This window comes from Acinetobacter sp. ANC_7512, assembly GCF_056779935.1.
Genome location: NZ_JBWYIX010000010.1, coordinates 108,402 through 120,127, shown reverse-complemented (window position 1 = coordinate 120,127; position 11,726 = coordinate 108,402). Strand labels below are relative to the sequence as shown.

Sequence of the window (11,726 nt, the reverse complement as noted above, 5' to 3'; positions counted from 1 at the left end):
TCGGGGTGTTGAATTTTCAGACCCCGACATTTTTATTTTTAAGTAGATGATTCGTCTAACTTCTTCCACAGTTTCTGATGTTCAGGCCAATTGAGTTGGCTGATCTTGTTAAAGGTTAATCTATGAAACCCGTTATTGCGCTCATTGGTCGTCCGAACGTCGGAAAATCAACGCTGTTTAACCAGATTACCAAAAGTCGTGACGCGCTTGTTGCAGACTTTGCCGGTCTTACTCGTGACCGTAAATATGGTGATGCAGTTTATCAAAATAAATCATTTATCGTTGTAGATACTGGCGGTATCGGTGAAAACGAAGGTGGGATCGACTCTTACATGGCAGAGCAGTCTAAAACTGCGATTCATGAAGCAGATATGATTATCTTTGTTGTCGATGCGCGTGCAGGTCTTCTAGCTTCTGATGAACAGATTGCGCGTGAGTTACGTACACTCGGTAAAAAAGTATTTTTAGTTGCCAACAAAGTCGATGGTGTCCATGCAGAGGCAGCATTGGTTGAGTTCTTTAAGTTGGGTATGGGGGAACCGATGCAAGTGGCTGCAAGCCATGGGCGTGGTGTTCAACAAATGCTCGAAGAAGTACTTGAAGATGTACCAGAAGATGACCTAAGTGAACAGCGTGATGAAGATACTGGGCTCCGTCTAGCGATTATCGGTCGTCCGAACGTAGGTAAGTCAACATTAGTTAATCGCCTGTTAGGTGAAGAACGTGTCGTTGCTTTTGACCAGCCTGGTACTACACGTGACTCAATTTACATCCCATTTGAGCGTGATGGTCGAAAATATACGCTCATTGACACTGCTGGTGTTCGTCGTAAAGGCAAAGTGGATGAAATGATTGAGAAATTCTCAATCGTAAAGACTTTACAAGCAATGAAAGATGCCAACGTTGTTGTTGTTGTTGTTGATGCGCGTGAAGGTATTGTTGAGCAAGACTTGCATTTGATTGGATATGCGATTGAAGCTGGTCGTGCGATGGTGATTGCGATCAATAAATGGGACAATATGTCAGAATATGATCGCAAACAATGTAAATTGGATGTTGAGCGTCGTTTTGACTTTATTCCATGGGCAAAAATCCATTTAATTTCTGCTTTGCATGGTACAGGTGTGGGTGAGCTTTATCCTTCAATCCACCGTGCATACGAATCTTCACGTTTGAAAGTATCTCCAGCGAAAATCACTGAGATCTTAAAAGATGCAACAGACGCGCATCATCCACCTAAAGTTCAAGGCCGTGCAATTAAAATGCGTTATGCGCATATCGGTGGTCAAAACCCGCCTACGATTGTGATTCACGGTAATAAAGTTGATAAAACCCCAGCTGACTATCGTCGTTACTTAGAAAACGTGTTCCGTAAAGTGTATAAACTAGAGGGTACACCTGTAAAAATTGAATTTAAAACTTCAGAGAACCCATTTGAAGGTCGTAAATCTCAAATTGACGAGCGTACTGCGGCACGTAAACGTCGTTATGTACAGAAGTTTAAGAAAGCCGAGAAGAAGTTCAAACGCGGTTAATCAATTGTAAATTTAGTCCAGAAAGCCCAAATGTGAAGTTTGGGCTTTTTTTATCATGCGAATAAATTAAGATAAATGGAATCACTGAGAACGTTATTATGACCCGTCATATTCAAATTGATATTTCTAAAATTTCTTCTTTTTTTCAAGTTCCTGAAAATCTAACACGTACTGAAGAAATCAGTCTTAGAAAAAAAATGATTCACCAATATCGTAACTGCTTACTAGGAAGTAAATTAAATAAAACAATAATAAATGAGGATATTGACCAAACGAAAGATGGAAAACCTTTTTTGAAAAAAATCTCAAACTTTGAGTTTAACCATAGTCATAGTCAACATTATTATGCTTTAGTTACATCACATCATATTCGAGATTTGGGTGTGGATATTGAGGAGCTGAATCGATCAATTCGATTCGAAGCTTTAGCCAAACATGCATTTCATCCACTGGAATATGCGATATGGGCAGAATTGGATTTTGATTCTCGCTATTGGTTTAAAGTCTGGACCATTAAGGAAGCAATTTTGAAGGCACATGGGATGGGAATCCGTATGAGCTTAAATGAGTTGAATACCAATGCCCATACCACACACATGGGTGGGGTTTGTGAGCATCCAGTCTTAGGGGTATTTGCTTATCAGAATTTTGAAATCATGGATTGTATGCTGACAGTCGCATGGCGAAGTGAATACTCTTGCCGTGGTTTTGCAATTCCTCAAATTCAAATCACTCAACATTAAAAAAGCCCATCATTTGATGGGCTTTTTGTATTGAATGTTTATTGAGGAATTTCTTCTTCCTCTTCAAATTCAGGTTTTACTTGAACAATAAAGTCTTGGCGGTTCAGACCACGCCACAATGCAAATGCAGTACCGATATAAATCGAAGAATATGTTCCGACAAAAACACCGACAAACATTGCAATCGAGAACCATTTCAAACCATCGCCGCCCATGATCATCATAGCAACGACCACAAGCAATAGCGTCATCGAAGTGTGGATGGTACGACGTAAGGTTTCAGTCAATGCAATATTGATGATCTCAAGAGGTTCTGCCCCACGAATTTTACGGAAGTTCTCACGAATACGATCCGAGACAACAATATTATCGTTTAATGAGAAACCAATAATCGCTAGAAGAGCAGCTAAAACGGTTAGGTCAAATGGCCACTGCATCAATGCAAAAATACCAAGAGTCACGATAATATCGTGAAATAGCGATAGAACTGCACCCATTGCCAACTTGAATTCGAAGCGAATCGTCACATAAATCAGCATGATAATCAGAGCCAAAGCCACAGCACCTGCTGATTTAATGTAAAGTTCGTTTCCGACTTGACCACCAACAACATCTACCTTAGGTACAGTCACGGTATTATTGTCTAATTGAACTGCGGTGGTAATTGCTTTGGTTAGATCTTCCGCTTCAATATCTTCTTGTACGGGCATACGAACCATTAAATCTCGTTCAGAACCTAAGGTTTGAACAACAGCATCATTAAAACCCGCATCACTTAATGCTTGCGTCACTTCAGAGGGTTTTACAGGATTGGCATAATTCAATTCAGCTGCAACACCGCCAGTAAAGTCTAATCCTAAATTCAGACCTTTAGTCGCGATAAAGAAGATACTTGCAATAGTCAGGATGATTGAAAGCCAAGCTGCTGGCTTTGCAATCTTCATGAAAGGAATTACGCGTTCGTTGTCTGGACGGCCGTATTGTTTTGATTCGAGTTGAGTATTTTCAGTCATGATAGATCTCCTAAATGCTCAACTTTTTCAAGTTACGTTTTTTACCGTAAATGATCTGTACAATTGCACGGGTTACTGTAATCGCAGTAAACATCGAGCAAACAATACCAATCATGAGTGTCACGGCAAATCCTTTGATCGGACCAGTACCAATGGCAAAGAGGATAAATGCAACAAGGAATGTGGTTAAGTTCGAGTCAAAGATGGTGTTATAAGCTCGATCATAACCTGCAACAATCGCCTGTTTAGGCGATGCTCCCCATTTGATTTCCTCGCGTATTCGCTCGCAAATTAGAACGTTTGCATCCACCGCCATACCGATGGTAATAACGATACCTGCAATACCTGGCAGCGTTAATGAAGCACCGATCCAAGACATAACCGTCAAGATCATTGCTAAGTTGAATACTAGAGCGAAGTTCGCAATGACACCGAATAAGCGGAAGAATACCACCATCCAAATTGCGACCAAGATGAATCCAATTTGAGTGGATAGTACACCCTTATCGATGTTTTCTTGACCTAAGCTTGGACCGATAACACGCTCTTCAACAAAGTACATTGGCGCAGCGAGCGCACCTGCACGAAGCATTAAAGCTAGCTCAGCTGCTTCTTGAGGTGAATCTAAACCAGTAATACGGAACTGTGAACCCAGTACTGCTTGAATATTTGCTGCATTAATGACGACAGATTCAGTATATGGTGTGCGTACTTCAGTTTGTGCACCTGTTTCAGGATCTTCAACGTAACTGATACGTTGTTTATTCTCAATGAACAGTACCGCCATACGCTTACCAACAGCGCTACGAGTCGCATCTGACATTAACTTACCACCTGCATTATCAAGGGTAATGTTAACTTCTGCTGTACCACTATCTTGTCCAAAGCCTGAAGAAGCATTTTGTACACGCTCACCCGTCAGAATACGATTACGGTTAAGTAAAAGTTCACGACCACTGTCTAAAGACTCATAGGCGAATACTTCTGTCCCTGGAGGTAAGGGTTGACCATTATATTTCCCTGAATAAGGATCAATATATTGATCATTTAGATCAGACACCAAACGGAATTCTAAGTTTGCTGTACGACCTAAGATACGTTTTGCTTCAGCTGTGTCTTGGACACCTGGTAATTCAACCACAATACGGTTGCTACCTTGGGTTTGAACCAATGCTTCTGCAACACCAAGTTCATTAATACGATTGCGAAGTGTTGTTAAGTTTTGATCTAACGCATATGACTGAATTTCTTGCTTCGTGGTGTCTGTATAGGTTAAACGAAGACTGGCACCATTTTCAGTTGCAAGTGCTTGTTGAGTATATTTATTGCCGTTACGACGAAGTTGATCCATCGCTGCTGCACGATCTTCATTGTTAGCAAATTGAACAGTGATCGCATTGTTATTCAATGAAAGACTATTGAATTTGATATTGTTCTCACGGAATTCGCGTCGCAAATCAGCAGCCGAAGTTTCCATACGCTGCGCAATAGCTTTGTCCATATCCACCTCAAGGAGGAAGTGGACACCACCGCGCAAATCAAGACCAAGTTTCATTGGTCGTGCACCGATTTTCTGTAACCATTCAGGTGTTGTTGGTGCGAGGTTTAATGCAACAACATAGTTTTCACCCAGACCTTCACGTAGGATATCTTTTGCTTTTAATTGGGCTTCAGAACTGTCTAAACGTAGAAGGGCAGCATTTTGAGTAAAGCTGTTATTGTGGGATTGGATATTGTTGCTTTTTAATAGTTGCTCTGCTTTTTGAATCACTGTGTCATCAATGACAGAACCAGCTTTTGCACCAGAAATTTGGACAGCTGGTTCATCAGGATACAAACTTGGCAGGGCATATAATGTACTCACGACTAGTACAACTAGAATGAGTAAATATTTCCATGCTGGGTAACGCATTCGCTTTCTTCTTAAAATGAAAAAAGTCGTGCAGCTGCACGACTATTTTATAATTAAAGGTTATTTAGAGTGCCTTCAGGTAATACTGAAATCACACTTGCACGCTGAATTTTAACTTCGTTGCCACGGTTTAATTCAACCACAGCGAAATCACCTTCGAGTTTAGTAATACGGCCCATTAAACCGCCTGCAAAAACGATTTCGCTGCCAACGCCTAAGCTCTCAACCAAAGTGCGATGTTCTTTCGCACGTTTTGCTTGAGGACGCCAAATTAAGAAGTAGAAAATTGCAATGAATACTGCAATCATCAATAAGTTAGCAACTAAGCTTGGTTGTTGTGCAGCTTCACCAGCTGCGTGTGCAGTCGAAATAAAAAGGCTCATTTCATTTTCCTAAACTAAAAATATCAAAAAAGATGATAAAAAATCGGCTTGTTCAGCAATTTACATTGTCTTTTTGCTCAGCGCAAATACTGATGTATTAATCTTGCGGACAAGGGGGTACTTCAAGCCCACGGCGTGCATAAAAATCGTGAACAAAATCATCAAATGTTCCGTTATCTAATGCATCACGCATCATTTCTGCTAAACGCAAGTAATAACGAAGGTTATGAATTGTGCCAAGCATTGATGCAAGCATCTCACCACATTTTTCTAAATGGTATAGATACGAACGGGTAAAGTTGGTACAGGTGTAACAATCGCAATGCGGATCAAGTGGGCTTTGATCATGGCGGTATTTCGCATTTCGTATACGCACTAAACCGTCCGTAACAAAATAATGTCCATTACGTGCGTTACGAGTTGGCATTACACAGTCAAACATGTCTACACCACGACGAACAGCTTCAACGATGTCTTCTGGTTTGCCAACACCCATTAAATAACGTGGTTTATCCGCAGGCATTTGCTCTGGAAGATAATCAAGGACTTTGATCATCTCTTCTTTTGGCTCGCCTACAGAAAGACCGCCAATCGCATAACCATCAAAACCGATTTCTTTTAATCCATTTAGTGATTCTTGGCGGAGGTCTTCATACATGCCGCCTTGAATAATACCAAACAGAGCATTGCGGTTTTTTAACACATCATGATGTTGAGTCTTACAACGCTTTGCCCAACGCAATGAAAGTTGTAGAGATTTCTGAGCTTCTTCGTGAGTCGCTGGATAGGGTGTACATTCATCAAAAATCATCACGATATCTGAATTCAATGTATGTTGAATATCCATCGAAATTTCAGGAGAAAGAAAGACTTTAGAGCCATCAATTGGAGAGCGGAATGTTACGCCGTCTTCTTTGATACTACGCATTGCGCCTAAGCTAAATACTTGGAAGCCACCAGAGTCAGTCAAAATTGGTTTATTCCATTTCATAAAACCATGTAGACCACCGTGCTCACGAATGACATCTAGGCCAGGGCGTAGATATAAATGAAAGGTATTCCCTAAAATGACCTGTGATTTAATTTCTTCAATATCACGTGGGAGCATGCCTTTAACAGTGCCGTAAGTTCCGACAGGCATAAACATCGGTGTTTCAACGACACCATGTTCCAAGGTTAAGCGTCCGCGTCGAGCGCGACCAGACTGACCTAATTTTTCAAACTTCATAAATTGTCCAAATCGAGGCGAAAAAACAGTTCGCTGATTGATAGCGATAAAGCACTCTATTTTCCTAGATTCGCGCAGTTTATGCTAGAAAAATTACATTATTCTTAACGACTTGGATTTTTGTTTATGAAAAATTACAAGAGATTCATGATCTTGCTAAACAATGAAGATATCTGCTTATTTTTCGCCCAGCTATACAGTTTTTAGCGTCTCTTAATATGAATAAATCGTAATGGATAAACAACGTGATTCTCTAAGATATTGCCACTTTTTAAGGTGGAATCCTTATTTGAAATTAGGGCGATAATCAAAATTTTGTTGAGCTTGATGATCTGTAAATGGGCGAATAGGTTTCTTTGCGAGGCTGATACTGTTGATTAAGTTATTTGGAAAAATTTGAATCAAGTTATTAAACTCTTCGACATTTCGATTGAATATTGAAATTGCAGCGCTGACATTTTCATTTTGCTCTTGAATGTCATGCATCATTTGGTTGTAAAGCTGATCAGCTTTGAGATCTGGATAATTCTCAACAACCACATTTAAACTTTTAATTAACGACTGACTTAGCGCTTCAATATGCTGAAGCTGAGCTACATCAGTAGATTGTGTATTGAGATTTAGGATTTGTTGGCGTAAGGCTGTGATATTTTCTAGTGTTGATTTTTCAAACTCAGTGTATTGAGATAAATTTTGCTCAAGATGCTCTAATGTTTTAATTTTCTGACGTTCAAAATTTGCGACATCTGACCAAGCACGCTGAGAAGCATTCAAATATCGAACGATATTATTTCGAACCCATATTCCCCAAACAATAATCAAAACGAAGATGGAAAGAAAAATGAATAAGCCCACACGCATTACCTAATATGATCGTTATTATGTAACTAAGTTTAGCATGCTCTGTTTGAGTTGTTGATAATTTGGCATGGTTAATTTTCTTAAGTAACCGCGCAAAGCGGATATATTTTTAATGTCTTTGATTTCAAGCTTGTGCGTGACTTCAAATAAATCGCGCTCTCCCAAATAGCACATGATTTGGTCATGAGGGTGGAAAATTAAGTCGCCCTGGTGAAGTCGATAAAATTCAATCAGTTTGAGTGTGGTTGATGGCGTCATGATCTTTGCGAGTTGTAAGCGATCTGTACCGTAAATCTGAACTTTTTTACGTAGCTCTAAATCGCTGCTCTCCCAGTGCTCTGTATATGGTGCTATGAACCCTTTCTTTCTACTGGTTGTCGCTAATCCTAGTGGTGATATATCAAATACAAATACGCCCCAACGATGACGTTCAATTTTTTTTAATTTTTGTGGTGTTTTGTTTTGCTCAGGCAGATTGATTTCATCAATAAATCGGTAATGAAAAAGCATAACAGGAAAATCTTGATTTTGCGCGTTTTTCCACGTGGTGGAGGCGAACTTTAAAATATCATTGGCATGGTTACCTTGGTTAAACAAAGGAAATTTTTGCCTTAGCTGACTTATGATCAAGGTGTTATGTCTATTTGTTCCAAGGTGTGATGGCGTTGAATAAGCTTCTATACCGAATTTAAAACCAATCATTCGCTCTTCAAGAAATGAAATCACTTCATGAATAGGTTTATTTGGTTCATAAATTATATATGCAATCAGGATAAGTATCGCCGCTGAGCTATATGCCATCCATTTTAATGTGTCAAAAATAGGAAAGAGCGAAAAAACAATTAATATGATGGCAAGCGTAACTAAAAATTTAGGTATGCCATTGTGAAAAAAAAGTTGGGTATTCGAACCCCATGGATGTAATCCTTGCAGGATGTCATCATAATGTTGAGCAGAACGTCCAAGAGCCCAAAGCCGATCAACACTGGCCATAATTTGCTTGTTCTTTCGGGTGCGAAGGTGAAGCAGTTGCTGAACAGAATCAATCGGCATAGATCAGATCCTAATCTTTTGCTTGGTCAATCAACATTGCGTCACCATAACTAAAGAAACGATAGCGCTCTTTTACAGCATGTTGATACGCATTCAAAATATAATCACGATTGGACAGGGCTGAAACAAGCATTAATAATGTTGATTCTGGAAGGTGGAAGTTAGTAATCAAACGATCTACCACTTTAAATTCATAACCAGGATAAATAAAAATCTGAGTATCACCAGTCCAGCCCTTCAGTTGTCCACCATTGGCTTGAGCCGCGCTTTCTGTTGCGCGTGTTGCAGTCGTTCCGACGGCAATCACTTTATTGCCTCGATCTTTAGTCGCCTTAATCAATGCCATAGCTTCATCGCTGACTTGGCACCATTCACTGTGCATGATGTGATTTTCGATATCAGTGGTGCGTACTGGTAAGAAGGTACCTGCACCCACATGTAAGGTGACAAATGTTTTGTTTACACCTTTATCTTCAAGTTTTTTTAATAGTTGTTCATCAAAATGTAGAGACGCCGTTGGAGCAGCAACGCTAGCAATTTTTGTAGGATCATTAAATACGGTTTGATAACGAACAGTATCAATATCTTCTGCTTCTCGGTTGAAGTAAGGTGGAATAGGCAATGCACCATGCTGATCCAATACATCTAAGATTGGTTTGGAAAATTCCACCACATAGAGATTTTCATGGCGCCCTTGAACCGTAACTTTAACCTCATCTGATCCGACAAAAAGCTCAGCACCTGGTTTTGGTGAGTTACTTGCTTTGATATGGCAATGAGCAATAAATTGATCAAGCATTCTTTCAACTAGAACCTCAATCGCACCACCCGAAGCACGCTTACCTTTCAAGCGAGCTTTCATTACCTTGGTATCATTGAGAACTAATAAATCACCTTCATTAAACAGGTCTAAAATATCGGTAAATTGGTGATCATCATACTGACCATCCGCCTTAAGATGAAGCAGGCGAGAAGCACTTCGTTCTTCAAGAGGGTAACGGGCAATAAGTTCGTCTGGGAGTTCAAAGCTAAAATCAGATAGTTGCATAAGAATATAAAAATGGAATCAGCAAAAATTTTGGCATTAGTATATGCTTTTTTTGCCCAGTTCGAGCTGAGTTTGGTGGTTAAAAAAGCATAATGCATGCTATTGATTTAAAAATAGGCGCTTGAGTCAGGTTATGCATTGACAAAGAAAAGAAAAACGATATTATACCGAACACAACCTTTCCCGAGGTGGTGAAATTGGTAGACGCGGCGGACTCAAAATCCGCTGTCAGAGATGACGTGTCGGTTCGAGTCCGACCCTCGGGACCAAATACTTAAAGGCCTTCAAGCATATTCAGACTTGAGGGCCTTTTTATTTGTTTTAAATAAATAAAGGAATTTTAAAATTTCAAATGAAGATTTGATGAATAATATAAGATAAGGATTGAGTAAATTTTATTTTAATAATAAATAGTTATGGTTTATTCAATCGATCTTCACTAGACGCTTACGTTTTATAAAGTACGACTCATGCTTTAGCTAGATATTCAGTCCTCAAAAATGCACTTTCTTAATATTTGATAATGTATTAGTCTTGATGAAATAAGGTTTCATTTCTTTACTGTGAAATGAAAAAATAAAATGTAATCGATCATTATTACCCTTTACTCCATGGCAGGATGTAGACATGAAAATAGAATTTATAGATGTCGATCAAGCTGATCAGCTCAGTGCCTGCAAAATGTCTCTTTTACTCGGTGTATCAACGCCAAAAAATCAACTTGAGAGTTTTTTAAGATTTGCGCGTGGCATTTTAAATGCGGAGTCAGCAATCTTAGCTTTTCATGATGAACCATATGTGTGGCATTCTTCTCCAAATGGATTTAAAGCTTTTAATGCCAATAAAAAAGCAAAATTATTACCATATTTCGCGGGTCAAACTTCGATCAGTCGTGATCATCCTAATTATTCATCTTTTTCAGCACATATTCATCAACTCGGAGTTGATCACGAGCGAATTATAGCCATTGATTTAAAAGTGAATGATGATTTTTCAATTGGTCAAGTGATTTTATTTGATAATCAGCACCAACCTTTTGATGATCAAAATTTAGAACTGGTTTATGATTTTTCAATGAGCTTAATTCGTATATTAGAGCTTCATTCGGATTATGCGGAACTCAAAGAATTATATGAACAACAATCGGCGCTTAATTTCAGTAAAACAAAATTCTTTCAAATCATTGCACACGATTTACGCGCACCATTTCATGGCTTATTAGGTTTTTCTGATGTATTGGCCAATGAGCGTGAAAGTTTGGATGAGGACAGTGTACAGAATATCGCTGAGTATTTACATGATACCGCTCAATCGACTTATAACTTATTGGAAAGCCTATTAAATTGGGCAATGGCTGAAGGCGGGAGATTTGTCTATCATCCTATTCAGTTTGAGCTTAAACAGGTGACAAAAATCGTTTTTGATGTTTTAAACACGTTGGCTGTGAAAAAAAATATTCAATTAATTGAAAGTGTGCCGCAAGAGTTAAAAGTCTTTGCCGACATTAATATGATCACATCAGTGATTCAAAACTTGGTATCCAATGCTTTGAAGTTTACTCATGTGGATGGAACTGGAAAAGTTTATATCGAAGCATCAAAATGCGATCAAGGTGTCGAAATTGCCATTCGAGATACAGGTTTAGGTATGACACCACAGCAAATTGAGAAGCTTTTTCAACCGGATTTGAAGGTATCTATTCGTGGTACATCTGGTGAAAAAGGTGCTGGTTTAGGTTTGGTGTTATGTAAAAGATTTGTTGATTTGAATCATGGTGAAATTTGTGTCAGTTCTCAACAAGGTCAAGGTACGACTTTTAAAGTCATATTACCTGAAGCAGACACTCATGCAGCGTTACCTGCCACCCCAAATACGAGTAATCAAACATCTTTGGAAAAAGTGAACTAAATAGTCCACAAATTGCGTAAGGACTGATATAAAAGAGTTTTA

10 protein-coding genes and 1 tRNA gene are annotated in these 11,726 nt (G+C 39.1%); 4 read left to right on the top strand and 7 right to left on the bottom strand.

Features of this window, described 5'->3' with window-relative positions:
- Positions 1-122: 122 nt before the first annotated feature.
- Entirely contained in the window at positions 123-1,535 is a 1,413-nt protein-coding gene (gene der / locus AC1M9H_RS10750; protein ID WP_035265604.1) for a ribosome biogenesis GTPase Der, read from the top strand.
- A 98-nt stretch (positions 1,536-1,633) separates the two neighbouring features.
- Positions 1,634-2,278 (top strand): 4'-phosphopantetheinyl transferase family protein, encoded by a 645-nt coding sequence (locus AC1M9H_RS10745; RefSeq protein WP_481613358.1) that lies wholly within the window; start codon positions 1,634-1,636, stop codon positions 2,276-2,278.
- 38 nt (positions 2,279-2,316) lie between these two features.
- Here the strand turns inward: AC1M9H_RS10745 and secF are convergent, their stop codons facing one another.
- The 7 genes from secF to queA form a co-directional block, all read right to left on the bottom strand.
- Positions 2,317-3,294 (bottom strand): protein translocase subunit SecF, encoded by a 978-nt coding sequence (secF, locus tag AC1M9H_RS10740; protein ID WP_179999020.1) that lies wholly within the window; start codon positions 3,292-3,294, stop codon positions 2,317-2,319.
- A gap of 7 nt (positions 3,295-3,301) precedes the next feature.
- Positions 3,302-5,203, bottom strand: a complete 1,902-nt coding sequence (gene secD, locus AC1M9H_RS10735; protein WP_481613357.1) for a protein translocase subunit SecD — start codon at positions 5,201-5,203, stop codon at positions 3,302-3,304.
- A gap of 53 nt (positions 5,204-5,256) precedes the next feature.
- The gene (yajC, locus tag AC1M9H_RS10730; RefSeq protein ID WP_035265599.1) at positions 5,257-5,586 is read right to left on the bottom strand and encodes a preprotein translocase subunit YajC; all 330 of its coding nucleotides are present in this window, start codon (positions 5,584-5,586) and stop codon (positions 5,257-5,259) included.
- A gap of 97 nt (positions 5,587-5,683) precedes the next feature.
- Positions 5,684-6,814, bottom strand: a complete 1,131-nt coding sequence (tgt, locus tag AC1M9H_RS10725) for a tRNA guanosine(34) transglycosylase Tgt (protein ID WP_035265598.1) — start codon at positions 6,812-6,814, stop codon at positions 5,684-5,686.
- Positions 6,815-7,099: 285 nt separating this feature from the next.
- Complete coding sequence (locus tag AC1M9H_RS10720; RefSeq protein WP_228143115.1) at positions 7,100-7,669, bottom strand: LemA family protein; 570 nt, start codon at positions 7,667-7,669, stop codon at positions 7,100-7,102.
- Between the two features lie 24 nt (positions 7,670-7,693).
- Positions 7,694-8,728 carry a hypothetical protein gene (locus AC1M9H_RS10715; protein ID WP_481613356.1) on the bottom strand — a complete coding sequence of 345 codons (1,035 nt, stop codon included), beginning with the start codon at positions 8,726-8,728 and terminating at the stop codon, positions 7,694-7,696.
- Between the two features lie 10 nt (positions 8,729-8,738).
- The gene (gene queA, locus AC1M9H_RS10710) at positions 8,739-9,776 is read right to left on the bottom strand and encodes a tRNA preQ1(34) S-adenosylmethionine ribosyltransferase-isomerase QueA (protein ID WP_481613355.1); all 1,038 of its coding nucleotides are present in this window, start codon (positions 9,774-9,776) and stop codon (positions 8,739-8,741) included.
- Positions 9,777-9,958: 182 nt separating this feature from the next.
- Between queA and AC1M9H_RS10705 the strand changes: the two genes are divergently transcribed.
- Together AC1M9H_RS10705 and AC1M9H_RS10700 are read left to right on the top strand one after the other, a co-directional pair.
- A tRNA-Leu gene (locus AC1M9H_RS10705) sits at positions 9,959-10,045 on the top strand.
- Between the two features lie 358 nt (positions 10,046-10,403).
- Positions 10,404-11,684 carry a sensor histidine kinase gene (locus AC1M9H_RS10700; RefSeq protein ID WP_035265593.1) on the top strand — a complete coding sequence of 427 codons (1,281 nt, stop codon included), beginning with the start codon at positions 10,404-10,406 and terminating at the stop codon, positions 11,682-11,684.
- Positions 11,685-11,726 lie beyond the last annotated feature (42 nt).

What these genes read in the sequence shown, in the direction of transcription:
- der (WP_035265604.1), top strand. Translation starts at nt 123, where the DNA reads ATGAAACCCGTTATTGCGCTCATTGGTCGTCCGAACGTCGGAAAATCA.
- AC1M9H_RS10745 (WP_481613358.1), top strand. Translation starts at nt 1,634, where the DNA reads ATGACCCGTCATATTCAAATTGATATTTCTAAAATTTCTTCTTTTTTT.
- secD (WP_481613357.1), bottom strand. Translation starts at nt 5,203, where the DNA reads ATGCGTTACCCAGCATGGAAATATTTACTCATTCTAGTTGTACTAGTC.
- yajC (WP_035265599.1), bottom strand. Translation starts at nt 5,586, where the DNA reads ATGAGCCTTTTTATTTCGACTGCACACGCAGCTGGTGAAGCTGCACAA.
- tgt (WP_035265598.1), bottom strand. Translation starts at nt 6,814, where the DNA reads ATGAAGTTTGAAAAATTAGGTCAGTCTGGTCGCGCTCGACGCGGACGC.
- AC1M9H_RS10715 (WP_481613356.1), bottom strand. Translation starts at nt 8,728, where the DNA reads ATGCCGATTGATTCTGTTCAGCAACTGCTTCACCTTCGCACCCGAAAG.
- queA (WP_481613355.1), bottom strand. Translation starts at nt 9,776, where the DNA reads ATGCAACTATCTGATTTTAGCTTTGAACTCCCAGACGAACTTATTGCC.
- AC1M9H_RS10700 (WP_035265593.1), top strand. Translation starts at nt 10,404, where the DNA reads ATGAAAATAGAATTTATAGATGTCGATCAAGCTGATCAGCTCAGTGCC.